16 protein-coding genes are annotated in these 25258 nt (G+C 70.3%); 15 read left to right on the top strand and 1 reads right to left on the bottom strand.

Features of this window, described 5'->3' with window-relative positions; genetic code table 11:
• Position 1 precedes the first annotated feature (1 nt).
• The 10 genes from mreD (at position 2) to OG883_RS24800 (ending at position 16559) form a co-directional block, all read left to right on the top strand.
• Positions 2 to 676 (top strand): rod shape-determining protein MreD, encoded by a 675-nt coding sequence (gene mreD / locus OG883_RS24845; protein WP_266544819.1) that lies wholly within the window; start codon positions 2 to 4, stop codon positions 674 to 676.
• A 13-nt stretch (positions 677 to 689) separates the two neighbouring features.
• Positions 690 to 2858 carry a penicillin-binding protein 2 gene (gene mrdA, locus OG883_RS24840; protein WP_266544815.1) on the top strand — a complete coding sequence of 723 codons (2169 nt, stop codon included), beginning with the start codon at positions 690 to 692 and terminating at the stop codon, positions 2856 to 2858.
• Positions 2859 to 2861: 3 nt separating this feature from the next.
• Positions 2862 to 4064 (top strand): rod shape-determining protein RodA, encoded by a 1203-nt coding sequence (gene rodA, locus OG883_RS24835; RefSeq protein ID WP_266544813.1) that lies wholly within the window; start codon positions 2862 to 2864, stop codon positions 4062 to 4064.
• Positions 4065 to 4167: 103 nt separating this feature from the next.
• Positions 4168 to 5703, top strand: coding sequence for a CYTH and CHAD domain-containing protein (locus tag OG883_RS24830; RefSeq protein ID WP_266544810.1), 1536 nt, complete (start codon positions 4168 to 4170; stop codon positions 5701 to 5703).
• Positions 5704 to 5755: 52 nt separating this feature from the next.
• Positions 5756 to 7681 (top strand): TIGR03960 family B12-binding radical SAM protein, encoded by a 1926-nt coding sequence (locus OG883_RS24825; protein ID WP_266549407.1) that lies wholly within the window; start codon positions 5756 to 5758, stop codon positions 7679 to 7681.
• Positions 7682 to 7760: 79 nt separating this feature from the next.
• Positions 7761 to 8294, top strand: a complete 534-nt coding sequence (locus tag OG883_RS24820; RefSeq protein WP_266544808.1) for a GNAT family N-acetyltransferase — start codon at positions 7761 to 7763, stop codon at positions 8292 to 8294.
• 15 nt (positions 8295 to 8309) lie between these two features.
• Positions 8310 to 9533 carry a hypothetical protein gene (locus tag OG883_RS24815; protein WP_266544805.1) on the top strand — a complete coding sequence of 408 codons (1224 nt, stop codon included), beginning with the start codon at positions 8310 to 8312 and terminating at the stop codon, positions 9531 to 9533.
• A 127-nt stretch (positions 9534 to 9660) separates the two neighbouring features.
• Positions 9661 to 10440, top strand: a complete 780-nt coding sequence (locus OG883_RS24810) for a TIGR03936 family radical SAM-associated protein (protein WP_266544802.1) — start codon at positions 9661 to 9663, stop codon at positions 10438 to 10440.
• A gap of 230 nt (positions 10441 to 10670) precedes the next feature.
• Positions 10671 to 14681 (top strand): Rne/Rng family ribonuclease, encoded by a 4011-nt coding sequence (locus tag OG883_RS24805; protein WP_266544799.1) that lies wholly within the window; start codon positions 10671 to 10673, stop codon positions 14679 to 14681.
• Between the two features lie 186 nt (positions 14682 to 14867).
• Positions 14868 to 16559, top strand: coding sequence for a glycosyltransferase (locus tag OG883_RS24800; RefSeq protein WP_266544797.1), 1692 nt, complete (start codon positions 14868 to 14870; stop codon positions 16557 to 16559).
• A gap of 101 nt (positions 16560 to 16660) precedes the next feature.
• Here OG883_RS24800 and OG883_RS24795 read toward each other — a convergent pair whose 3' ends face one another.
• Entirely contained in the window at positions 16661 to 18601 is a 1941-nt protein-coding gene (locus OG883_RS24795; protein WP_266544794.1) for a glycosyltransferase, read from the bottom strand.
• A 371-nt stretch (positions 18602 to 18972) separates the two neighbouring features.
• Here OG883_RS24795 and rplU point away from each other — a divergent pair, with 371 nt between their 5' ends.
• The 5 genes from rplU (at position 18973) to OG883_RS24770 (ending at position 25243) form a co-directional block, all read left to right on the top strand.
• The gene (rplU, locus tag OG883_RS24790; protein WP_256523109.1) at positions 18973 to 19293 is read left to right on the top strand and encodes a 50S ribosomal protein L21; all 321 of its coding nucleotides are present in this window, start codon (positions 18973 to 18975) and stop codon (positions 19291 to 19293) included.
• Between the two features lie 14 nt (positions 19294 to 19307).
• Positions 19308 to 19565: a 50S ribosomal protein L27 gene (gene rpmA, locus OG883_RS24785; RefSeq protein WP_108148674.1), complete on the top strand. Its 258-nt coding sequence runs from the start codon at positions 19308 to 19310 to the stop codon at positions 19563 to 19565.
• Positions 19566 to 19684: 119 nt separating this feature from the next.
• Positions 19685 to 21121, top strand: coding sequence for a GTPase ObgE (gene obgE, locus OG883_RS24780; RefSeq protein ID WP_266544786.1), 1437 nt, complete (start codon positions 19685 to 19687; stop codon positions 21119 to 21121).
• Between the two features lie 381 nt (positions 21122 to 21502).
• Positions 21503 to 23530, top strand: coding sequence for a glycosyltransferase family 4 protein (locus OG883_RS24775; protein ID WP_266544783.1), 2028 nt, complete (start codon positions 21503 to 21505; stop codon positions 23528 to 23530).
• Between the two features lie 213 nt (positions 23531 to 23743).
• On the top strand, positions 23744 to 25243 hold the full coding sequence (locus tag OG883_RS24770; protein ID WP_266544781.1) for a bifunctional cytidylyltransferase/SDR family oxidoreductase: 1500 nt from the start codon (positions 23744 to 23746) through the stop codon (positions 25241 to 25243).
• Positions 25244 to 25258 lie beyond the last annotated feature (15 nt).

Here is a 25258-nt window from a genome sequence, read left to right as displayed (position 1 = left end):
CATGCGTTTCAACCGGATGCTGCTCTCCACGACACTGGTCGTGGTCGCCCTCGTCGTCCAGGTCTCCATCCTCGCCCGCCTCCAGCTTCCCGGCGCCGTCCCCGACCTGCTGCTGCTCACCGTCCTCGGACTCGCCTTCGTGTACGGGCACATGGCCGGTGCCTTCATCGGCTTCGGCGCGGGCCTGCTCGCCGACCTCGCCCCGCCCGCCGACCACGCCGCCGGCCGCTACGCGCTCGTGCTCTGCGTGATCGGCTACCTCGCGGGCCTGGTGCGCCCCGACAACGGCCAGCTCAAGTCGGCCACCGGACCGATGGTCGTCGTCGTCGCGGCCGCCATCGGCTCGACGCTGCTGTACGCGGGTGTGGGAGCCCTGGTCGGCGACACCGCCGCTCGCCACGTGGGCCTGGGGAGCCTGCTGTTCACGGCCGCCGTCTACGACCTGCTGCTCGCGCCGTTCACCGTGCCACTGATCATGGCGCTGGCCAGACGCGCCGACAGCGATCCGCTCGCCGAGGGCCAGAGCAGCAGCGGCGGCGGCAACGACATCGCCTCGGGCTGGCGTTCCGCCGGCACGGGTCTGCGTATCGGCCGCCAGCGCGGCGGACTGCGGGTCAAGGCCGCCAGGACACGTGCCGCCCGTGCAGGGCGTATCAAGGGAGTCAAGCGACTGTGACCGAGGGGGCAGCGTGAGCAACATTCCGGAGACCGGGCGGACGCCCCGGGTCCAGATCCGGCTGATCATCATCCAGGTACTTGTCTTCTCCCTCCTGCTCACCCTCGGCGGCCGCCTCTGGTACCTCCAGATCCGCAACGGCCAGGAGTACACCGACGAGGCGAAGAACAACCACGTCCAGCAGGTCGTACAGCCCGCCGTCCGCGGCTCGATCCTCGACGCCCGCGGCGTCCCGCTCGCCGACAACGAGACCCGGCTGGTCGTCTCCGCGTCCCGCACCAAGCTGATGAGGATGAAGGACGACGGCAAGGGCGTCCTCACCCGGCTCGCGGGCGTCCTCGGCATGAAGCCGAAGGAGGTCATGGACAAGGTCCGGCTCTGCGACTCCAAGACCCCGCAGCCCTGCTGGAACGGCTCCCCCTACCAGCCGATCCCGGTGACCGACGAGGCCACCACCCAGCAGGCCCTGCAGATCCGCGAACGTGCCGAGGACTTCCCCGGCATCACCGCGGAGCCCACCGCCGTACGCCGCTACGCCGCGCCCGGCAAGGCCAACACCGCGCAGGTCCTCGGCTATCTCTCGCCCGTCACCGACGAGGAGATCGAGAAGGCCAAGGACACCGACTCGCCGTTCCTCCGCTCCGACCAGGTGGGCCGCTCGGGCATCGAGCGCACCTACGACAAGGCGCTGCGCGGCAAGGCCGGTGTCACCCGCTACGAGGTCGACAACCTCGGCCGGGTCATCGGCGAGGCCGAGAGGGACGAGGCCCAGGCCGGTGCCAACCTCGTCACCTCCATCGACGCCCGCGTCCAGGCGGTGGCGGAGTACGAGCTCAACGGGGCGATGAAGGCCGCCCGCCTGGAGCACGACAGGAACACCAACGAGAACTACAAGGCGGACGCCGGCGCCGTCGTGGTCATGGAGAACAAGACCGGCCGGATCGTCTCGATGGCCTCCCAGCCGACGTACGACCCCAACGCCTGGGTCGGCGGCATCTCCGGCAAGGACTACACCAGGCTCACCACCAAGGGCTCCAACTACCCGCTGCTGAACCGCGCGATCCAGGGGCAGGCGGCCCCCGGCTCGATCTTCAAGGTCATCTCCTCGACCGCCGCGGTCAACGCCGGGTACCCGTTCGACGGCAACTACCCCTGCCCCAGCTCGTACTCCGTCGGCGGGCAGGTCTTCAAGAACTTCGAGTCCAAGGGCTACGGCAGCATCAGCCTGGGCCGGGCCCTGGAGGTCTCCTGCGACACCGTCTTCTACGGCCTCGCCCACCGCGAGTGGCTGAAGGACGGCGGCACCAGCCCCAAGAAGAGGACCAACGACTGGTTCTACAAGACCGCCCACCAGTTCGGCCTCGGCAAGGAGACCGGCATCGACCTCCCCAACGAGGTCTCCGGCCGCGTCCCCGACCGCCAGTGGAAGCAGAGCTTCTGGGAGGCCAACAAGGACGGCTGGTGCAGGCAGGGCAAGAAGAACGGCGGCTACGTCGAGAAGATCGCGTACGAGAACTGCCTCGAAGGCAACCGGATGCGTGCGGGTGACTCCGTCAACTACTCCATCGGTCAGGGCGACACCCTCGTCACGCCGATCCAGATGGCGACGATCTACGCCGCCATCGCCAACGGCGGAACGCTCTACAACCCCACCATCGGCAAGGCCGTCATCAGCCCGGACGGCAAGTCCGTCGAGCAGATCAAGCCCCGGTCGCACGGCAAGCTGCCGATGGACGCCAGGACCCGGTCGCAGATAGACAAAGCCCTCGCCGGCGTCACGACCGTCGGTTCCGCCGCCTGGCGCTTCGGCGGCTGGCCGCAGGACAAGATCCCGATGCACGCCAAGACGGGCACCGCCGAGGTCTACGGCAAGCAGACGACCTCCTGGTTCGTCTCGTACACGCAGGACTACACGATCATCATGACGATCGCCCAGGGTGGTACGGGATCCGGCGCCTCCGGTCCGGCCGTGCGCAAGATCTACGAGGCGATGTACGGACTCGACGAGGAGGGCAACCAGGACCTGAAGAAGGCTCTGCTGCCCGCGCCCCGGACGGCGCTGCCGAAGATCGAGAAGGACGGCTCCATCGACGCCCCGAAGATCGAGCCGTACCGGCCCAAGAAGAAGGAATCCCCGGACGGGAACCAGCAGCTCGCGGGGCCGCCCGCGTGGAGGGACTGAGGCATGGCCGGCAGCAATGGCTTCTCCGTCTCCGGCTACGGCCCCGAGCGCGGCGGTCTGTGGTCCCAGCTCTCCGCCCGCGACTCCGTCATGCGCAAGCTCGACTGGCCGCTGCTGTTCTCCGCCCTCGCGCTCTCCTTCGTGGGTGCGCTGCTGGTGTGGTCCGCGACCCGCGGCCGAACCGAGCTCAACCACGGCGATCCGTACTACTTCCTGTTCCGGCACATCCTCAACACCGGCATCGGTCTTGCCCTGATGGTCGGGACGATCTGGCTCGGGCACCGCACGCTGCGCGGCGCGGTCCCGGTCCTGTACGGACTGTCCGTCGTGCTCGTGCTGCTGGTCCTCACCCCGCTGGGCGCGACCATCAACGGCGCCCACGCGTGGATCGTGATCGGCGGCGGGTTCTCCCTCCAGCCCTCCGAGTTCGTGAAGATCACGATCATTCTGGGGATGGCGATGATGCTGGCGGCCCGGGTGGACGCGGGCGACCAGGTGCACCCCGACCACCGGACGGTCGCCAAGTCCCTGGGCCTGGCCGTACTGCCGATGGCGATCGTCATGCTGATGCCGGACCTCGGCTCGGTGATGGTGATGGCGGTGATCGTGCTCGGGGTGCTGCTCGCCTCCGGTGCCTCCAACCGCTGGATCCTCGGGCTGATCGGCGCCGGCGTCGGCGGAGCCGTACTGGTCACCATGCTCGGCCTGCTCGACGAGTACCAGATCAACCGCTTCGCGGCGTTCGCCAACCCCGAGCTCGACCCGGCCGGCGTCGGTTACAACACCAACCAGGCGCGGATCGCGATCGGCTCGGGCGGGCTGCACGGCGCGGGTCTGTTCAACGGACACCAGACCACCGGCCAGTTCGTACCGGAACAGCAGACCGACTTCATCTTCACCGTCGCGGGCGAGGAACTGGGCTTCCTCGGCGCCGGGCTGATCCTGGGCCTGCTGGGCGTGGTGCTGTGGCGCGCCTGCCGCATCGCGCGCGAGACGACCGAGCTGTACGGCACGATCGTCGCCGCCGGGATCATCGCCTGGTTCGCCTTCCAGTCCTTCGAGAACATCGGGATGACGCTCGGCATCATGCCGGTGGCGGGTCTGCCGCTGCCGTTCGTGTCGTACGGAGGAACCTCGATGTTCGCGGTCTGGATCGCCGTCGGACTGCTCCAGTCGATCAGAGTGCAGCGACCCATAACTGCCTGAGGGGTGCCTTTCGGACCAGGCGCGAGCGCCGGCAAGATCCGAAAGACCCCCCGGATCAGCGCATGGGGTGCCGCAGAGCGCCGCGAAGAACTAAATTCGGTTCATGGCGGACACGAAGCGCGAGATCGAGCGGAAGTACGAAGCCACCCCCGACACCCGGCTGCCGGACCTGACCGGGGTGGCCGGTGTCTCGGCCGTCCTCGACCAGGGCGTCGCCGAGCTCGACGCCGTCTACCACGACACGGCGGACCTCAGGCTCGCCGCCGCGTCCATCACCCTGCGGCGCAGAACGGGCGGCGCCGACGCGGGCTGGCACCTCAAGCTCCCCGTCGCACCCGGGGTACGGGACGAGATCAGCGCGCCCCTGTCCGACGAGGTCCCGCGCGCTCTCGAAGGTCTGGTCCGCGCCCGCATCCGGGGCAGCGAGCTCGTACCCGTGATGCGGCTGCTCTCCTCCAGGGAGGTCTGTCATCTTCTCGACGCGGACGGCGCGCTGCTCGCCGAGCTGAGCAGGGACGCGGTCCGCGCGGAACGCCTCATCGACAGCAGCCGCACGGCGCAGTGGGACGAGATCGAGGTCGAGCTCGCCGACGACGGTGACCCGGCATTCCTCGACACGGTCGAGAAGAAGCTCCGCAAGGCGGGCGTGAAGCCGGCCGATTCACCGTCGAAGCTCGCCAGGGCGCTGGCGGATACCGCCACCGAGAGGGACGAGCGGTCGGGGCCCGCGGCGGAGCCGGCCGGCCTGCCGCCGCGGACCGCGGGCGGCCACATCCTCGCCTACCTGCGGGAACAGGCCGACGCCCTGCTCGCGTACGACCCCGCCGTGCGCCGCGATCTGCCGGACTCCGTCCACCAGATGCGGGTCGCCACCCGGCGGCTGCGCAGCGCTTTCAAGACTTTCCGGAAGGTCCTCGACAGGGACGTCACCGATCCGATCGGTGACGAGCTCAAGTGGCTCGCGGCGGAGCTGGGCGTCGCCCGCGACCAGGAGGTGCTCACCGAGCGGCTGCGGGCCGCCCTCGACGCCGTGCCCAGGACCCTGCTGCTCGGTCCGGTCCGCGGGCGGCTGCGCTTCTGGACCGTTGCCCATGGCTCCGGCGCCCGCCGCACAGCGGTCGCCGTACTCGACACCAAGCGCTATCTCGCGCTGCTGGAGTCGCTGGACACGCTGCTCGGTGACCCCCCGCTGCTCAGGGCGGCGGGCGGCGCGGCCGACAGGGTGATCCCCAAGGCCGTACTGAAGGACTACGACCGGCTGGCCGCCCGGATCGACCACGCCCTCGCGCTTCCCCCGGGCGAGGAGCGGGACGTGGCCCTGCACAACGCCCGCAAGGCGGCCAAGCGCGCCCGGTACGCGGGCGAGGCGGCGACGCCCGCGCTGGGCAAGGCGGCCAAGAAGTTCGCCAAGGCGATGAAGTCCGTGCAGTCGGTGCTCGGCGACCACCAGGACAGCGTCGTGGCCCGCGCAGCCCTGCGGAATCTCGCGATCCAGGCTCATACGGCGGGGGAGTCCGCCTTCACCTGGGGACTGCTCTACGGCCGGGAAGAGGCGCGGGCGGCAGAGCGGGAGGCCGAGCTGCCCGGGGTGTGGGAGAAGGCGTCCGGACCAAAACTTCGGGCGGATCTGACCGGCTGAGCATCAAGGTACGCTTGATGGTCACCCCTGCCCGCTCACGAGAGACACCATGATGCCTGTCGAGTCGGTCTTCCCACGCCTGGAAGCGCTTCTCCCGCACGTCCAGAAGCCGATCCAGTACGTCGGTGGAGAGCTCAACTCCACCGTCAAGGACTGGGACACCTGCGACGTTCGCTGGGCGCTCATGTACCCCGACGCGTACGAGGTCGGACTGCCCAACCAGGGCGTCATGATCCTCTACGAGGTGCTGAACGAGCGCGAAGGAGTCCTGGCCGAGCGCACGTACAGCGTCTGGCCGGACCTCGAAGAGCTGATGCGGGAGCACAGGGTCCCGCAGTTCACCGTGGACGCGCACCGCCCGGTGAAGGCCTTCGACGTCTTCGGGCTCTCCTTCTCCACCGAGCTCGGCTACACCAACATGCTCACCGCCCTCGACCTCGCGGGCATCCCGCTGGAGTCCCGGGACCGGACCGTCGACGACCCGATCGTGCTCGCGGGCGGCCACGCCGCCTTCAACCCCGAGCCGATCGCGGACTTCATCGACTGCGCGGTCATCGGCGACGGCGAGCAGGCGGTCCTGGAGATCACCGAGATCGTCCGCGCCTGGAAGGCCGAGGGCCGCCCGGGCGGGCGCGAAGAGGTGCTGTTCCGCCTCTCGAGGACCGGCAGTGTCTACGTACCGCGCTTCTACGACGTGGAGTACCTGCCCGACGGACGCATCGGCCGGGTCGTCCCGAACAAGTCCGGTGTCCCGTGGCGCGTGTCCAAGCACACCGTCATGGACCTCGACGAGTGGCCCTACCCCAAGCAGCCCCTCGTGCCCCTCGCCGAGACCGTCCATGAGCGGATGTCCGTCGAGATCTTCCGCGGCTGCACCCGCGGCTGCCGTTTCTGCCAGGCCGGCATGATCACGCGCCCCGTGCGGGAGCGAAGCATCACCGGTATCGGCGACATGGTCGAGAAGGGTCTCAAGGCGACCGGCTTCGAGGAGGTGGGCCTGCTCTCGCTGTCCTCCGCGGACCACAGCGAGATCGGCGAGATCGCCAAGGGCCTGGCCGACCGGTACACCGAGGACAAGGTCGGTCTGTCCCTGCCCTCCACCCGGGTCGACGCCTTCAACGTCGATCTGGCCAACGAGCTGACCAGGAACGGCCGTCGGTCGGGTCTGACGTTCGCCCCCGAGGGCGGCTCCGAGCGCCTGCGCAAGGTCATCAACAAGATGGTCTCGGAAGAGGACCTGATCCGTACCGTCTCGACGGCGTACGGCAATGGCTGGCGCCAGGTGAAGCTGTACTTCATGTGCGGGCTGCCCACCGAGACCGACGAGGACGTCCTGCAGATCGGCGACATGGCGGTCAACGTCATCGCCGAGGGCCGCAAGATCTCCGGGCAGAACGACATCCGCTGCACGGTGTCGATCGGTGGCTTCGTACCCAAGCCGCACACGCCCTTCCAGTGGGCCCCGCAGCTGAGCGCCGAGGAGACCGACGCGCGGCTTCAGAAGCTGCGCGACAAGATCCGTGGCGACAAGAAGTACGGCCGGTCCATCGGCTTCCGCTACCACGACGGCAAGCCCGGCATCGTCGAGGGCCTGCTCTCGCGCGGTGACCGCCGTATCGGCTCCGTCATCCGCGCCGTCTACGAGGACGGCGGCCGCTTCGACGGCTGGCGCGAGCACTTCTCGTACGACCGCTGGATGGCGTGCGCCGACAAGACGCTGCCCGCGTTCGGTGTGGACGTCGACTGGTACACGACCCGTGAGCGTACGTACGAAGAGGTCCTGCCCTGGGACCACCTGGACTCCGGTCTCGACAAGGACTGGCTCTGGGAGGACTGGCAGGACTCGCTCGACGAGACCGAGGTCGAGGACTGCCGCTGGACTCCGTGCTTCGACTGTGGCGTCTGCCCGCAGATGGACACGCACATCCAGATCGGCCCGACGGGCAAGAAGCTGCTGCCGCTGACGGTCGTCAAGTAGCGCTCGTACAAAGGCGTCAGGGCCCGGCCGCGGGGGAACCCCGTGGCCGGGCCTTCGCGCGTCCCGGCACAATGGGGCGATGCCGCAGCTCACAGCGCCGGACACGCGCTACCACGCCTCCTTTCTCGACGCGATGAAGGAGTTCGCCGCCGAGGGATCGGATCGGGACGCGCTCCTCGCCCACGAGACCGAGGAGTTCGGCGGCACCTGGCACCGGCCCGAGGTCTTCGCCGCCTACGTGGCGCGGCTCAACGCCGAGACGCTGGAGGAGACCCCGCGCCCCGAGGGCTGGGTCCCCAGCACCAATCTCTGGTACGTCGACGGCGATGCGTTTCTCGGACGGCTCGCGATACGCCACCACCTCACCCCGTTCCTCCGTGAACTGGGCGGGCACATCGGCTACGCCGTACGGCCCGGCGCCCGGCGGCGCGGCCACGCCACCGCCATGCTGCGCGACTGCCTTCCGTACGCACGCCGGCTCGGCATCGAATCCGTCCTCGTCACCTGCGACACCGTCAACTCCGCCTCGCGCAGGGTGATCGAGGCGAACGGCGGCGTTTTCGAGGACGAGGGCGGCAAAAAGCGCAGGTACTGGATCCGGACGGGCCTGTGACGCGTCATGTCTGACATGGAGTTCGAGAAGTCGCCTCAGGCCCGCGGGAAGCACCAGGCACCCGCGCACTACGAACCGGGCGAGGGCTGTCTGACCACGGTCATCCGTATTCCGGTGCGGATCGTGGTGCTGCTCGTGGTCCTTCCCGTACGGATGATCTGGGACCTTCTCGTCGTCTGCGCCCGTGCGGTCCACCGGGCGCTGCTGCGGCCGCTGGGCCGGGCACTGGGATGGCTCGGCCGGGTCCTCGTCGTGACCCCGCTGGTCTGGCTCTTCGAGAAGGTGCTCACCCCGCTCGCACTCGCCGTGACCTGGCTGGCCGTCTTCATCGGCAAGGCGCTGTTCGTGTGGCCGTGGGTGGCGCTGTGGCAGTACGTGGTCGTGCCGGTGGTGACGTACGGGCTCGTGGTGCCGGTGGTGTGGATCTACCGGCAGTTGCTCACTCCGCTCGGCCACGGGCTCGCCTGGCTCGCCCGGAACCTGCTGGTCGCGCCCGTGAGCTGGATCTACCGCCGGCTGCTCACCCCGGCCGGGCACGGGATCGCGGCGGTGCTGGCGTGGCTGGGCAAGGCGCTGTTCGTGTGGCCGTGGGTGGCGCTGTGGCAGTACGTGGTCGTGCCGGTGGTGACGTACGGGCTCGTGGTGCCGGTGGTGTGGATCTACCGGCAGTTGCTCACTCCGCTCGGCCACGGGCTCGCCTGGCTGCTGAGCGCCGTCGGGCACGGCATCGCCGCCGTCTGCCGCGGTGTGTGGGCGGCGGCCGCCTGGCTGGTCATGACGCTGCTCGTCACGCCCGTCGTCTGGGTGTACCGCCATGTCCTCGCCCCGGTCGGCCGCGAGATCGCCGCGGCGGCCGGTGTCGCCTGGCGCATCGCCGGGTACATCTCGCGCGCGGTCGGCCGGGCCCTGAAGTGGCTCGGCCGGAACCTGGTCGGCCGGCCCGTGCGCTGGTTCTACCAGGGCGTCTGCACCCCCGTCGGGCACTTTGTGCGTGACGGGGTCTGGCGTCCGGCCAGGAAGGCCGCGGTCGAGACCGGGCGGGCGGCCCGGGCGGCGCTCCGGTCGGCCGGCGAGACGGTGCGGCAGGCACGGCAAGACGCCTGGCGGGCGCTGGTCGGTGGGCCCCGGGAGCCACGGCCCGTGGAACCGGCAGTGCCTCGGGCGCGTACTCTGGGTAGTACAACGACCGTTCCCGCAGTGGCGGCCGAACCCGAGATCTCCCTGCACAAGCGGGGGTGAGCCGGGGCGGGCCCCCAGGGAACACCCCGCAGGAACCGAGGGCGGCGCGCCACCAGCGCCCGCCCCGCACCGAGGAGAAGAACCACTGGGCAAGCGACAGCCCGAAGGCCCGCCGCCCGCACCCGCAGTGCAGCGCATCCGACTGCGCTACACCAAGCGCGGCCGCCTCCGGTTCACCAGTCACCGCGACTTCCAGCGTGCCTTCGAGCGGGCGCTGCGGCGTGCCGAGGTGCCCATGGCGTACTCGGCAGGCTTTACCCCGCACCCCAAGGTGTCGTACGCCAATGCCGCACCCACCGGCACGGGCAGCGAGGCCGAGTATCTGGAGATCGCCCTCACCGAGTACCGCGACCCCGACAAGCTGCGCGAGCTGCTCGACGAGTCGCTGCCGGGCGGGCTCGACATCACCGACGCCGTCGAGGCCCGGATCTCGGGTCTCGCCGACCGGCTCACCGCCTCCGTGTGGGAGCTGCGGCTCGACGGCACCGAGGTCGAGGACGCCGAGCGTGCCGTGGCCGCCTTCCTCGCCGCCGAGACCGTCGAGGTCGAGCGGAAGACGAAGAACGGCTTGCGGACCTTCGACGCACGGGATGCCGTGGCCGAGCTGCAGGCGCTCCGTCCCCCGGCTGATAGGCCCGGGGTCGGGCCCTGTGCGATACTGCGGCTGGTTGTTCGGCACGTGACACCTGCCGTACGACCCGACGACGTCCTGTCCGGTCTCCGAGCTGTGGCCGACCTGGCGCCGCCGGTCCCCGCAGCGGTGACCAGGCTGGCGCAGGGGCTCTTCGACGAGGAGTCCGGCACGGTGACCGACCCGCTCGCGCCCGACCGCGAGGCAGTCCTGGCCGCCCCATCCACGGCCGCCGAGACCGCTTCAGCGACGGCGCCGGAAGGTCCCGCCGCGTAAGGACGGTCGTTGTAGCGCAGCCCTGGCACTCGGGAGCCACCTGGGTCGGGCCGCGCAAGACCAGGAGACTTTCGCCAGGCCGTACGTGCATTGCGTACGGAACCGGCGAGCCATACATCAGCTCCCGTGCGGCGCCCGCGCCCCGGACGGCGGCACCGCGTACATCACGCGGGCCGCGCCGGACCGGAATCAGGCGTGGCGCCCGGGAGCGTGACGGGAGAACCGCCCGCATGCTCGAGTCGAACGAATCCGGCACCGCCGGAGACACCGAGAACAACTCCCCCAGCGACACGCTGCCGCCGCGCCGCAGGCGCCGCGCCGCGTCGCGTCCCGCAGGACCGCCGAGCGCGGCCGCGGGCACCAAGGGCACGGACGCCGCGGACACCACCGCCGGCACCGATGTCACAGGCGTCACCGAGACCGCCGCTCAGGCCGCTGCGGAAGACGCCGGGCAGGAGGCCGCCGCGCCGCGTACGCGTCGCCGTGCCACGCGTAAGGCGACCGCGCCCGCGGGTGCTCCGCAGGCCGTGGAGGCTGTCGAGGCCGCCGAGCCCGTGCAGACAGCTGAGCCCGCCGCCGAGGAGGCCCCCGCGCCGCGTACGCGTCGCCGTGCCACCCGTAAGGCGACCGCGCCCACCGGTGAGCCGCAGGCCGTAGAGGCCGGCGAGGCCGCTGGGACTGCCGAGCCGTCCGAGCCCGAGGCCGAGGTGGCGGCGCCGCGTGCCCGTCGCCGTGCCACCCGCCAGGTGGCCGCGCCCGAGCCGGTCGCCGAGGCAGCGCCCGCCGAAGCTGTTGCCGCTGCCTCCACCGAGGACGAGACCGCTGCCTCCACCGAGGCCCCCGCGCCGCGTACGCGTCGCCGTGCCACGCGTAAGGCGACCGCGCCTGCCGGTGCGCCGCAGGCCGTGGAGGCTGTCGAGGCCGCCGAGCCCGTACAGGCCACTGAGCCCGCTGTGCCCGCTGAGCCCGCGGAGGAGACGGCCCCGGCGGGCCGTACCCGCCGCCGTGCCACCCGTAAGGCCACCGCGCCCGCCGGTGCTCCGCAGGCCGCCGAGGCCGCCGACGCCGACGAGAACGGCTCCGTCGCCGGGGCGGGCGAGAGCCTGCCGTCGGACGCGGTCGCACAGATCACCGCGGACGAGGCCGAGGTCGCGGCCGCCGAGAGGGCGGCGACGCGGGGCCGTACCCGCCGCCGTGCCGTCTCGCCCGAGTTCACCGCCCGGCCGGAGAAGGCGGCGGCGAAGAGCGAGAAGGCCGAGAAGAGCGCCGAGAAGGCCGAGAAGAGCGAGGCCCCCGCCCGCGGCCGGCGCGCCACGCGGCCCGCCGTGGCCGTGTTCCAGGCCCCGGTCTTCACCGAGCCGATGTTCCAGACCCCGGAGACGGCCGCCGCGGCCGCCGCCGCTGCCGTGGAGGAGCCGGAGGAGGACGAGGACGTCGTCGAGCCGGTCGCCGAGACCGCCGCGCCTGCCGCGCCCGCCGAGCCCGCCGGACGTCGCCGTCGCCGTCGCCGTGGTGAGCCCGCCGAGCCCGTCGAGGCCCCGGCGCCCGCGGACGAGGAGACCGAGCCCGCGGCGGAGACCGAGCCCGAGCAGGCCGGCGAGGAGTCGGACGAGTACGAGGACCGCCCGTCGCGGCGCCGCCGCCGTGGTGGCCGCCGCCGTCGCCGTGGCGAGTCCGCCGACGCGGACGAGTCCGCGGAGTCGGAGGAGCAGTCGGACGAGGCTGCCGCCGAGGACATCGAGGACGAGGACGAGGACGAAGAGGGCGACGCCGAGACCCCCTCGGCCGCCGGCACGAGCAGCAGCCGTCGCCGTCGCCGTCGTCGTCGTCGCAGCGGTGACGCGGGCGGCGAGGACGAGTCGGGTACCAGTGACCCGGAGCGTACGGTCGTCAAGGTCCGTGAGCCGCGCGCCCCGCGTGCCAAGAGTGACGAGCCGTCCGACGAGGTGCAGTCCATCAAGGGCTCGACCCGTCTGGAGGCGAAGAAGCAGCGCCGCCGCGAGGGCCGCGAGCAGGGCCGCCGCAGGGTCCCGATCATCACCGAGGCCGAGTTCCTGGCGCGCCGCGAGGCCGTCGAGCGCGTCATGGTCGTCCGTCAGAACGGCGACCGCACCCAGATCGGCGTCCTCGAGGACAACGTGCTCGTCGAGCACTACGTCAACAAGGAGCAGGCCACTTCGTACGTCGGCAATGTCTACCTGGGCAAGGTGCAGAACGTACTGCCGTCCATGGAGGCCGCCTTCGTCGACATCGGCAAGGGACGCAACGCCGTCCTGTACGCCGGCGAGGTGAACTTCGAGGCGCTGGGCATGGCCAACGGCCCGCGCCGTATCGAAGTCGCCCTCAAGTCCGGCCAGTCGGTCCTCGTCCAGGTGACCAAGGACCCGATCGGCCACAAGGGCGCCCGCCTCACCAGCCAGGTCTCGCTGCCCGGCCGCTACCTCGTCTACGTGCCCGAGGGCTCGATGACCGGTATCAGCCGCAAGCTGCCCGACACCGAGCGCGCGCGGCTGAAGACCATCCTCAAGAAGATCGTTCCCGAGGACGCGGGCGTCATCGTGCGTACCGCCGCGGAGGGCGCGAGCGAGGACGAGCTGCGCCGCGACGTCGAGCGTCTGCAGGCGCAGTGGGAGGACATCCAGAAGAAGGCGAAGAGCGGCGGCAGCTCCAATGCCCCCACGCTGCTCTACGGCGAGCCGGACATGACCGTCCGGGTCGTCCGGGACATCTTCAACGAGGACTTCTCGAAGGTCATCGTCAGCGGTGACGAGGCGTGGGAGACGATCCACGGATACGTCAACCATGTCGCCCCCGACCTGACCGACCGGCTGTCCAAGTGGACGTCCGAGGTCGACGTCTTCGCGACCTACCGGATCGACGAGCAGCTGATGAAGGCGCTGGACCGCAAGGTCTGGCTGCCGAGCGGCGGTTCGCTGGTGATCGACAAGACCGAGGCCATGGTCGTGGTCGACGTCAACACCGGCAAGTTCACCGGTCAGGGCGGCAACCTCGAGGAGACCGTCACCAGGAACAACCTGGAGGCGGCCGAGGAGATCGTGCGTCAGCTGCGGCTGCGCGACCTGGGCGGCATCGTCGTCGTCGACTTCATCGACATGGTGCTGGAGTCCAACCGGGACCTGGTCATGCGGCGTCTGCTCGAGTGCCTTGGCCGGGACCGGACGAAGCACCAGGTCGCCGAGGTCACCTCGCTCGGCCTGGTCCAGATGACCCGCAAGCGCGTGGGCCAGGGTCTGCTGGAGTCCTTCTCCGAGACCTGCGTCCACTGCAACGGCCGTGGCGTCATTGTCCACATGGAGCAGCCGACCGCCGCCGGTGGCGGGGGCGGCGGCAAGCGTTCCAAGAAGCGCGGCCGCGGCGGTGCGCACGAGCACGTCGAGGCGCTGGAGACGGTCGAGACCGAGACCGAGACCGAGACCGAGGCGGAGGTCGCCGCGGAGGTGGCTGCCCCGGTGGCGCTGGCCGAGCCCGAGTTCGTCCCGGACGAGGACCTGTACAGCAGCGCCGCGGAGGCGGAGGCGGCCGCGACGCGCGGTCGTGGACGCCGTCGCGCGACCCGTAAGGCGACGGCCCCGGCCGGTGCGCCGAAGGCTGCCGAGGCCAAGGCGGAGCCCGCGGTCAAGGCCGAGCCCGAGGCCGAGGAGGCCGCCCCGGCTCCGACCCCGGTCGCCGAGCCGGAGGCTCCCGCGGAGGAGGCGGCCCCGACCGGCCGTACCCGCCGCCGGGCCACCCGTAAGGCGACGGCCCCGGCCGGCCCGCCGGCCACGTCGACGCCCACGGTCGTGGAGACCACGGTGCCCGAGCCCGCGGCTGAGCCCGAGCCCGAGCCCCAGGCCAAGGAGGCCGCCCCGGCCCCCGCCGCCGAGGAGGCGCCCGTCGCGGCTCCGCCGCGTGCGCGCCGCCGGGTGACGCGCAAGGTCACCGCCCCCGCGGGCTCGCCCTCGGGCGCCGAGGATGCCGCGGTCGTCGTGGTCGGGACCACGGAGCCCGAGCCCGATCAGGCCCCGGCGCAAGCCGAGGCCGAGACCGAGGCCGCCGCTCCGGCCAAGAAGGCGGCGCGCAAGACCGCCAAGAAGGCCACCGCGAAGAAGGCCGCCACCAAGACGACGGCGGCCAAGAAGACGACTGCGAAGAAGACGGCCGCGAAGAAGGTCTCGAAGAAGACCGCGGCGGCCGAGCAGACGTCGGCTCCCGGTGTGTCCGCGGACACCTCGGAGGCGTAAGGCACAAGTTCCACCGATAGCAGCACGGCGATGGGCCCCCCTTTCGAGGGGGGCCCATCGCCGGGTTGTGGGGGTCGGTGAGCTTCTGTTCATAAAACGATAACGGAAATAGGGGTGATTTCCGTTATGGTGTTTATCTGGCGTGCAACGCCAATGGTCATGTAGCGGAACCTGGTGGGGGAATTCGTGAATACGCTCAGAGTCAGCATTGTCGTGCCCGTTTATAACGCGGGCCCCTATCTCGAGCGTTGCGCTCCCTCGCTGATCGGGCAGACTCTCGACCCGGGTGAATTCGAGATCATCTACGTGGACGACGGTTCCACGGACGGCTCCGCGGAACGCCTCGACCGGCTCGCCGCCGAGCACCCGAATGTGCGCGTCCACCACCAGGAGAACTCGGGCTGGCCGGGGAAGCCCCGCAATGTCGGCATCGAGATGGCCCGCGGTGAGTACATACAACTGGTCGATCAGGACGATGAGTTGGCCCCCGAAGCCCTCGAACGCCTCTACGGCCTGGCGCAGCGCAACGGCTCCGACATCGTCCTGGGGAAGATGGCCGGCACCATGGTCGGCCCGAGCAATGTCTTCAAGCGCACCATCGAGAGCTGCACCGTCGCCGACGCGCCGCTGATCGAGACCCTCACCGCCCACCGCCTCTTCCGCCGGGACTTCCTGCGCGAACACGACATTCGCTTTCCCGAGGGCTACTGGCGCATGGAGGATCTGCTCTTCATGGCCCGCGCCTATCCGCTGGCGAAAACCGTCTCCGTGCTCGCCGACTACCCCTGCTATTTCTGGAACCGGCGCGAGGACGGCGGCAACAACAGCACGGCCGCCTTCGATCTCGCCGGGCATTACGACCGGCTGCGCCTCATCATCGGTGCGCTCAGGGACGCCACCGACCCGGGCGCCCTCCAGGACCATCTGCTGCGCCGTCTCTACCGTGTCGAGACCCTGTCCCGGGTGGGCGATCCGTTCATCGTCGACGCCGGAGAGGAGGAGCGCCAGGAGGCGTACGAACTCGTCCGTGCCGTCGCGCTCGAGTGCTTCCCGCCCGGAGTGCGCGAAGGGATGCCCGCCGTGCAGAAGCTGCGGGCCACCCTGCTGGAGGACGGCAGGCCCGACGGTCTGCTCGAACTGGGCCGCCGGCTGCCGGACGTCAGGCCGCACCTCGACATCGCGGACCTCGGCTGGCGCGAGGACGGCACGCTGTCGATGAAGGTCCGCCTCACCCTGCACCGTGAGGGCGTCGGACCACTGGCACTCGTCGAGCAGGGCGAAAGCCTCGTCCTGGACCCGGAGTTCACCGACGGCATCCCGGGCGCGGCCGCTCTGCCGGTCGCGGATCCGCTCTCGTACGCCTACGGAGAGCTGATCGTCCACGACCGGGACCGCAATCTGTGGTGGTTCCCCGAGGGTGAGCTGGTTCCCCGTCTGGAGTCGCTCGGCGAGGGCCGGAGCCAGGTCGTCGTCGAGGGGGTGGCGGTCATCGACCCGCTGACCCTGGCCGGCGGGCAGCCGCTGCTGCCGGGCTCGTACGACATCTGGCTCGGGGGCCAGGTGCTGGGTGTCGGCCGCCGGCCCCGGCTCAACCCGGCCGACTCCCAGCAGCGCACACCCGTGGGCGCTACGGAGCTGGGCGGGACCGGCCGTACGGTGACGGCCACCTGGTCGGGGCCGGGCAAGCAGCTGCGCCTGGTGGTCAGGAATCCGGCACCCGCGCCCTCCCCGCGCCCGGCGCCCTCCCCGGTCCCGGTCGTGGCCCCGCCCACCGGCGCCCGTCGCCTCTACCGTGCCGGTCTGCGGACGCTGCCGAAGGGGCCGCGCCGGACGGTTCGCCGGCTCGCCGCCTCGGTGCTCCGCCGGCTGCGCGGCTGACGGCGAAGGCCCGGCCGTACGCCGAAAGGCGCGCAGTCCCCCCAGCCCCCGCAGTCCGCCCGTCCGGTCAGTGCGTGAACCGGGCGGGCGGGCAGGGGAGTTCAGTGCCGCTTCAGTACGCGCCGCAGCCTGCGTCTTATGCGCCTGGCCGCCCGCGGCCGGGGCGCGGCGGCAGCCGGGCCCCGGAGCCGTACGACCCGGCCGCGCCGTACGACAGCGGTGGCGAACTGCCCGGTCTTGGCGGTGGGGGCTGTGGCGGTCAGCAGGGTGACGGGATGCTGTCCGTCGGGCAGGCCGATCCGGTCGGCCACCGACAGGGCGCACCGCACGCCGGCGGTGACGACCGCGGAGACCACTCGGGCGGCCGCGCCCGTGCCGATGCGGACCTCGAGCGCGAGCGGTCCGGTGCCCGTGGCGGCGGTCATGGACAGCGGCAGCGACGCCCGCCCCCCGCGCGGGCGCTCGCCGACGGCCTTGCTCCCGCCCGCGGCCAGCTCGGTGCCCAGGCGGCGCAGCCGCTCGTCCATGTCGACGGCGAGCTGCCCGCCCTTGGTCCAGTACGGGATGGCGATCCTGGCGGATGCACCGACCAGAGCGGGACCGGCCGCCCCGACGCCCTTGCCGGGATCGGCCGCCTGACCGCCGAGGCGGGGCTGCCGGCCGATCCCGAGGAGCTGGAAGTAGGCCCAGACGTCATGCGGGCCGTTCTGCAGCGGGCGGCCGCCGGCCAGGGCGAGGGGATCGATGCGGAGTGTCCCCGCGGCGACGAGACGGCTGCGTCCTTCACCCAGCGGCTCGAGCCGGATGTCCAGTTCCCCCTCGGGGAACCACCAGTCCTCGCGGTCACGGTCCTTGACGATGAATTCCGCGTAGGCGTGGCTCATGGGGTCCTCGACCTCCCAGTCGCCGACTCCGGGAAGGTCCCGCAGCAGCTCGGGGTCGAGCAGCAGACGGCCGTCCTGTTCCACCAGAACCAGCGCCTCGCCGTCGGGACGCAGCAGGCTCAGCCGGACCTCGGCGCGGAACTCGCCGTCCTGCCAGCGCGGGGCGCTGACCTCCGTATGGGCCCTGACCTGCCGGATCCGGTCGGCCAGCGCGATGAGAGAGTCCAGCCGCCCCTGCTCGAGCAGCGTCGCGCGCAGCTTGGTCACGGCGGCGAAGGCGTCCCGTACGCCGGGCGGGAACTCCTCGACGGCCAGCGCCCGGGCCGCTTCGTACCGGCGCTGCCGCTCCTCGGGATCGAGGTTCAGCACCTCGCCCTCGCTGACCCGCTGCAGGACCTCGGCGCGGTAGAGGCGGTGCAGCATCCCGTTCTGCCGTTCGCCGGGCTCGGTGTGCTCCTTGACCGTACGAATGGCGTGCCGGAGGTTCCCGAAGAAGTCGTGGCGGTCGCTGAACATCGCCCCGGTGTTGTTGCCGCCGTCGTCCCGCTTCAGCCAGTAGTAACAGGGGTAGTCGCCCAGTATCGAGATCCGCTCGGCCTTGAGGTAGGCGGCGATGACGAAGGGCATGTCCTCGAGGATCCAGGGGCCTTCGGGAAAGCGCAGCCCGTGCTGAAGAAGGAACTCCCGGCGGAACATCTTGTGCGGGGTGAGGGTCTCCATCAGCTGGAAATTGTCGGCCGTGCACGACTCGACGGTGCGCTTGTGCACGCTCTTGGGCCGGACCATGGTGCTGGAGACCTTGCCGAGGACGACGTCGGAGCGGTTGCGCACGGCGAGGTCGTGCATCCGCTCCAGGGCCTCGGTCCCCAGAAGGTCGTCCTGGTCGACGAAGTGCACGTACTCGCCGCGGGCGAGCTCGATCCCCACGTTGCGCGGCTTGCCGGCCCAGCCGGAGTTCCGCAGCGTGTGGATACGTACGTGGGAGTGCTCGGCGGCGAGTTTCTCCAGCCGTCCCACGCTGTCGTCCGTGGAGCCGTCGTCGACGTAGATGACCTCGTAGGTGTCGGGGCCGAGGCTCTGGCCCAGCAGTGAAGGGGCACAGTCGTCCAGATACCGGCCCGCGTTGTACACGGGCACGACGACGCTGACCTTGATCACAGGAATCCCCAGGATGAAAAGGCGGAGTGAAGTAAATGTGTAGAGGGAGTTCCCGTGGTCGGCGTTGCGTCGCTGCGGTGATCTTCTGCCGGGTGCGGCGGGTCCGGCCGGAGGGGCGCACTGAAGGTCACTCGGACGGCGGGTGGGAAGGTCACCCGGAAGGTCGCGCCGAGGGGCGGCAGGACCCGGTTTGACCCGCCGGGCGGCGGCCCGTAGCCTTGACCCTCGGCGTGTTTCCGTGCGCCTACCCCTGAGCAACTCCCTCCCGGTCCGCCGGGAGAGGCCGCTCGTCCATTCGGATCATCCCGGGCCCCGGCCCGTGTGAGCGGCTGGCATCAGGGGCTCCGGTTCCGAGCGAGAGAGAGACCCGCGTGTACGCCATCGTGCGCAGCGGTGGTCGCCAGCACAAGGTTGCTGTCGGCGACATCGTTGAGGTTGACAAGATTTCCACTGCCCAGGTTGGCGACACGGTCGAGCTCTCGACCCTGCTCGTTGTCGACGGCGACGCTGTGACCAGCGACCCGTGGGTGCTGGCCGGTATCAAGGTCACGGCCGAGGTCGTGGACCACCACAAGGGCGCGAAGATCGACATCCTTCGCTACAAGAACAAGACCGGCTACCGCCGTCGCCAGGGTCACCGCCAGCAGTACACGGCGATCAAGGTCACCGGCATCCCCACGGCTGCGAAGTAAGGGACTGAGGAGAGATGGCACACAAGAAGGGCGCATCGTCCACTCGGAACGGTCGCGACTCCAATGCTCAGCGGCTCGGCGTGAAGCGCTTCGGCGGTCAGGTCGTTCTCGCCGGTGAGATCCTGGTCCGCCAGCGCGGCACCCACTTCCACCCGGGTACGGGCGTCGGTCGCGGTGGCGACGACACCCTCTTCGCGCTGAACCCCGGTGCGGTGCAGTTCGGCACCCACCGCGGCCGCAAGGTCGTGAACATCGTTCCGGTCGCCGAGTAATTCGGTACCCGTAGAGCGGTTTTCTTCGCGAGGGCGGACCTCACTTCCCGGCAACGGGAAGCGGGTCCGCCTTTCGCGTGTTGATAGACAGACATGACGTACGTACTGGAGGCACACCCATGACCACCTTCGTGGACCGCGTTGAGCTGTATGCCGCCGCGGGTAACGGAGGCCACGGCTGCGCCTCCGTTCACCGGGAGAAGTTCAAGCCGCTCGGCGGACCCGACGGCGGCAACGGTGGCCGTGGCGGTGACGTCATCCTGGTCGTCGACCAGTCGGTGACCACGCTGATCGACTACCACCACAGCCCGCACCGCAAGGCCACCAACGGTGCGCCCGGTGCCGGCGACAACCGCTCCGGCAAGGACGGCCAGGACCTGGTCCTGCCCGTCCCCGACGGCACCGTCGTCCTCGACAAGCAGGGCAATGTGCTCGCCGACCTGGTCGGCGAGGGCACCACCTTCGTCGCCGGTCAGGGCGGCCGCGGCGGCCTCGGTAACGCCGCGCTGGCCTCCGCCCGCCGCAAGGCCCCCGGCTTCGCCCTGCTCGGCGAGCCGGGTGAGGCCCGTGACGTCGTCATGGAGCTCAAGACCGTCGCCGATGTGGCGCTGGTCGGCTACCCGAGCGCCGGAAAGTCCTCGCTGATCTCGGTGCTGAGCGCCGCCAAGCCGAAGATCGCGGACTACCCCTTCACGACGCTGGTACCGAACCTGGGCGTGGTCACCGCCGGATCGACCGTCTACACCATCGCGGATGTCCCCGGCCTGATCCCGGGCGCCAGCCAGGGCAAGGGGCTCGGCCTGGAGTTCCTGCGCCATGTCGAGCGCTGCTCGGTGCTCGTGCATGTGCTGGACACGGCGACGCTCGAATCCGACCGTGACCCGGTCTCCGACCTGGACATGATCGAGGACGAGCTCAGGCTGTACGGCGGGCTGGACGACCGGCCCCGGATCGTCGTTCTCAACAAGATCGACATCCCGGACGGCCAGGACCTCGCGGACATGATCCGCCCGGACCTGGAGGCGCGCGGCTACCGCGTCTTCGAGGCCTCGGCCGTCGCCCGTACGGGTCTGAAGGAGCTCTCCTTCGCCCTCGCCGGCATCATCGCGGAGGCGCGCGCGGCCAAGCCGAAGGAGGAGGCGACCCGGATCGTCATCCGCCCGAAGGCGGTCGACGACGCGGGCTTCACGGTCAAGCAGGAGGAGGACGGCATCTTCCGCGTGCGCGGTGAGAAGCCGGAGCGCTGGGTCCGCCAGACCGACTTCAGCAACGACGAGGCCGTCGGCTACCTCGCCGACCGCCTCAGCCGCCTCGGCGTCGAGGACCAGCTGATGAAGGCCGGCGCCCGGTCGGGCGACGGCGTGGCGATCGGCCCCGAGGAGAACGCGGTCGTCTTCGACTGGGAGCCCACGATGATGGCGGGCGCGGAAATGCTCGGCCGGCGCGGTGAGGACCACCGTCTGGAGGCTCCGCGTCCGGCGGAGCAGCGTCGTCGTGACCGCGAGGCGGAGCGGGACGAGGCCCAGCAGGAGTTCGAGGGCTTCAAGCCCTTCTAGGCCCCGTCGGGCCCTCTCGGGGCCGTGACGCGCGTCCATGGATCAGGCGCCTCCCCGCGCGCGGGGAGGCGCCTTTTGGCTGCCCCGAGCGGCTGGTTTTCGGCCACGTCGGCCTGTTGCCGGAGGCGATGACCTGCGGATCGAGCAGGCCGGCGCTTCCGGGCCGGATGAACACGCAACCCTTCGTCGCTGTTACCCGTCTCTTCTGGTTGATGGCGGGGTTGCTCACCCTGTTACGGGTCATTTCGTGACAGGGCGGACAACATCGGACATGCCGTAAAATCTCGGCTGAAGATGCCCTCGCCAGGCCAAGAGATTGAGAGCCTGCGAGCCGCAACGGGACTACCCGTTCGTCCCCGAGCAGAATCGAACGGAGCACTGATGAAGATCTCATTCCTCATCCACACCATCTACGGCATAGGCGGAACCATCCGCACGACGCTGAATCTGGCTGAGGAACTGGCCAATCGCCATGAGGTCGAGATCGTCTCGGTCTTCCACCACCGCGACACATCCGCTTTCGTCATCGACCCCCGCATCACCGTCGTACCGCTCGTCGACATACGCCCCGACAGCCCGGCCGACGACAAGCAGAACCCTCTGTTCTCCCAGCCGTCCACGGCGTTCCCGCGCGCCGAGGCCCGCTACAAGGAGTACAACCGGCTCGTCGACGACCGCGTCCGCGAGCACTACGCCACCTCCGACGCCGACATCGTGATCGGCACCCGGCCCGGACTCGTCGCCTATGTGGCCCAGTTCGCGCCCTCCAGTGCAGTCCGCGTCGGCCAGGAACACATGACGCACAATCACCACAAGGCCGCCTTGCGGGAGGAGATGTACGAGCACCTCGATGCGATCGACGCCTTTGTGACGGTCTCCGAGGGCGACGCGGCGGTCTGGCGGGAGAAGACGCCGCTGCCCACCACCCGGGTGCTCGCCATCCCCAACAGCGTTCCGGAGCCGCCGATCGCGCCGTCCGACGGGACCGGCAAGACCATCGTCGCCGCCGGGAGGCTCGCCTCGGAGAAGCAGTACCACGTGCTCATCGACGCCTTCGCCAAGGTCGTCGCCCTCCGCCCCGACTGGATGCTGCGGATCTACGGCTCCGGCGACCAGCGCGACAAGCTCCGCAGCCGCATCAACGAGCTCGGCCTGTACAACCAGATCCACCTCATGGGCGCCCACTCGCCCATCGAGCCGGAGTGGGCCAAGGGCGCCATCGCCGCCTCCACCTCCCGCCACGAGTCGTTCGGCATGACGGTCGTCGAAGCCATGCGCTGCGGCGTGCCCATGGTCAGCACCGACTGCGACTACGGGCCGCGCGAGATCATCCAGGACGGCGTCGACGGACTGCTCGTCCCGGTCGGTGACGTCGAGGCGATCTCGCAGGCGCTGCTGCGGCTGATCGACGACGAGGGCCTGCGCCGCCGGATGGGCGCCGCAGCGGTGCGCAACGCGCGCCGGTTCGACCCCGGCGTGGTCACCAAGCAGTACGAGGCGCTGTTCGACGAGCTCGCCGCGGACGCGGCACACCGGGGCAACGGCCGTGGGATCGCGCCGGTCGCGGACTGTGTGGTGGATTCCGACGGCTCGCTGACCCTGACGCTGGTGCCCCCGCTCCCCGAAGGCGCCGAGCGGGGCGCGCGGCTGGTGTGCACCCGCACCGGAAAGGGCGGCGAGGTCCGCGCGTTCGACTTCAACGCCGGCGGATCGGTGACCGTGCCGGCCGACGAGGTGTTCCCCGAGGGCCTGTGGAACGCCTTCGTCGAACTGGCGGCGTCCGGGGCCCGGGGCCGTATCACCGCCCGCGTCGTCGACCAGCGCGGCGCGATGCACGCGGCGGAGCGGCTCGCTCCCGGTGAGTCCGTCCGCAATCTCCTGCCGTACGAGGACAAGGCCAAGGGCAACGCCCTGATGCTGCGCGCCTGGTCCAGGCCGGTCCATGCGGAGGCCGACGACGTCCAGGTCGACGGCACCCGGATCACCCTGTCCGGGAGCCTGTTCGGCCCCGCCACCGTGTCCGGCCGGCCGGCGCTGCTGCTGCGCCGTCGCGGCAAGCCCTCCGACGAGCTCTCCTTCCCCGGCGAGCAGAAGGGGGCGAATGGTTTCTCCTTCACCTTCTCCTCCACCGCGCCGGCCGCCGTCCAGACCTCCGCCCACGATGTGTGGGACGCCTTCGTGCGGTATGCGCCGGACGCCAAGCCGGTGAAGATCGGCAGGGTGCTGGACGACGTGGTGATGAAGAAGGACATCTACATCTACCCTCAGAGCGTTCTGCCGAAGCGACGGACGGGCAGCCTGGCGCGCGCAGCGGCCAAGAGGGCGCTCGGCAGACCGCGTGCCCGCGTCCGGGCCCGTGTCTACTACACGCTCTCCAATGACGTCGCACTGAACGTGGTGGATCTGTAGCCGGGCCCTGTCCTGCTCAAGAGTGGTTCATGCCACTCACATGTGTGGTGTCGGTCACCTTGTACGAGGCTTTGGCTGCGGGCAACACCCCTGTTCACGCGGTGAACAGAAGGTTTCCCGGTGTCGTGGGGCGGGCGTCGCCCGCCTTGCGGGACGGTAACGGAGAGTGCAACCATCAGTTTCGTTCCCCAGCCCTCGCAAGGTAGGTCGTCTGTGTCTGTGCAGCACATAGCCAAACCCCGAACCACAGCAGTCGTGCTCGCCGGTGGAACCGGTCAGCGCGTGGGTCTGTCGATCCCGAAGCAGCTGCTGAAAATCGCAGGCAAGGCAGTCATCGAGCACACACTGTCGATCTTCCAGCAGGCGGACTCCATCGACGACATCATCGTCCTGATGGCTCCGGGCTATGTGCCCGACGTCGAGAACATCGTCGCCAAGGCCGGACTGACCAAGGTCACCAAGGTCATCGAGGGCGGTTCGACCCGCAACGAGACCACCGAGCGTGCCATCGCGGCCCTCGGCGAGGGTCTGGCCGAGGGTGAGGACCGCAACGTCCTCTTCCACGACGCCGTGCGCCCGCTGCTCTCCGAGCGTGTGATCAACGACTGCGTGGACGCGCTGGAGCGCTACCAGGCCGTCGACGTCGCCATCCCGTCCGCGGACACGATCATCGTGACCCGCACCCACGGCGAGGACGGCGAGTTCATCACCGAGGTCCCGGACCGCTCGCGGCTGCGCCGCGGCCAGACGCCGCAGGGCTTCAAGCTCTCCACGATCCGCAAGGCGTACGAGATCGCGGCCGGTGATCCGAATTTCCAGGCCACCGACGACTGCTCGGTCGTGCTCCGCTACCTGCCCGACGTGCCGATCTACGTCGTCGCGGGTGACGAGTACAACATGAAGGTCACCCAGCCGGTCGACGTCTTCATCGCGGACAAGCTCTTCCAGCTGGCGTCCAGCACCTCCCCGCGCCAGGCCGACGAGGCCGCCTACCGTGAGCTGCTCGACGGCAAGACCCTGGTCGTCTTCGGCGGCTCGTACGGCATCGGAGCGGACATCGCCTCGCTCGCCGAGTCGTACGGCGCCAGCGTCTACGCGCTCGGCCGCTCCACCACCGGTACGCACGTGGAGAACCCGGAGCACGTCGACGACGCGCTCTCCAAGGCGTACGCCGAGACCGGCCGCATCGACTACGTCATCAACACCGCGGGCGTGCTGCGCATCGGCAAGCTGGCCGAGACCGACAACACGACCATCCAGGAAGCGCTGAACGTCAACTATCTGGCGCCGGTGCAGATCGCGCGGGCCTCGCACAAGTACCTGGCCGAGACCAAGGGCCAGCTGCTGCTCTACACCTCCAGCAGCTACACCCGCGGTCGCGCCGAGTACAGCCTCTACTCCTCCACCAAGGCCGCCATGGTGAACCTCACCCAGGCCCTCTCGGACGAGTGGGCGGGCGACGGGATCCGGGTGAACTGCGTGAACCCGGAGCGCACCGCGACCCCGATGCGCACCAAGGCGTTCGGCGCCGAGCCGGCCGGTTCGCTGCTCTCCTCCGAGGCCGTGGCCCGCACCTCGCTCGACGTACTGCTCTCCGAGCTGACCGGCCACGTCATCGACGTACGGCAGCAGGACCCGACCCGTGGCGCCTCCGAGGCATCGGGCTTCGAGCAGGCCCTCGCGTCCGTCCTGGACCGTCAGGAAGATGTGTAATACTTCTTGACAATC

This window comes from Streptomyces sp. NBC_01142, from assembly GCF_026341125.1.
Lineage (GTDB): Bacteria > Actinomycetota > Actinomycetes > Streptomycetales > Streptomycetaceae > Streptomyces.
Note: the sequence above shows the minus strand (reverse complement) of the source record. Positions and strands in the feature narration are given on the sequence as shown.

Bases quoted from the DNA above. Each gene is read 5' to 3' on its own strand.
- OG883_RS24830 (WP_266544810.1), top strand. From the start codon at position 4,168: ATGGCGGACACGAAGCGCGAGATCGAGCGGAAGTACGAAGCCACCCCC.
- OG883_RS24815 (WP_266544805.1), top strand. From the start codon at position 8,310: ATGGAGTTCGAGAAGTCGCCTCAGGCCCGCGGGAAGCACCAGGCACCC.
- OG883_RS24825 (WP_266549407.1), top strand. From the start codon at position 5,756: ATGCCTGTCGAGTCGGTCTTCCCACGCCTGGAAGCGCTTCTCCCGCAC.
- rpmA (WP_108148674.1), top strand. From the start codon at position 19,308: ATGGCACACAAGAAGGGCGCATCGTCCACTCGGAACGGTCGCGACTCC.
- OG883_RS24775 (WP_266544783.1), top strand. From the start codon at position 21,503: ATGAAGATCTCATTCCTCATCCACACCATCTACGGCATAGGCGGAACC.
- OG883_RS24820 (WP_266544808.1), top strand. From the start codon at position 7,761: ATGCCGCAGCTCACAGCGCCGGACACGCGCTACCACGCCTCCTTTCTC.
- obgE (WP_266544786.1), top strand. From the start codon at position 19,685: ATGACCACCTTCGTGGACCGCGTTGAGCTGTATGCCGCCGCGGGTAAC.
- OG883_RS24805 (WP_266544799.1), top strand. From the start codon at position 10,671: ATGCTCGAGTCGAACGAATCCGGCACCGCCGGAGACACCGAGAACAAC.
- mreD (WP_266544819.1), top strand. From the start codon at position 2: ATGCGTTTCAACCGGATGCTGCTCTCCACGACACTGGTCGTGGTCGCC.
- rodA (WP_266544813.1), top strand. From the start codon at position 2,862: ATGGCCGGCAGCAATGGCTTCTCCGTCTCCGGCTACGGCCCCGAGCGC.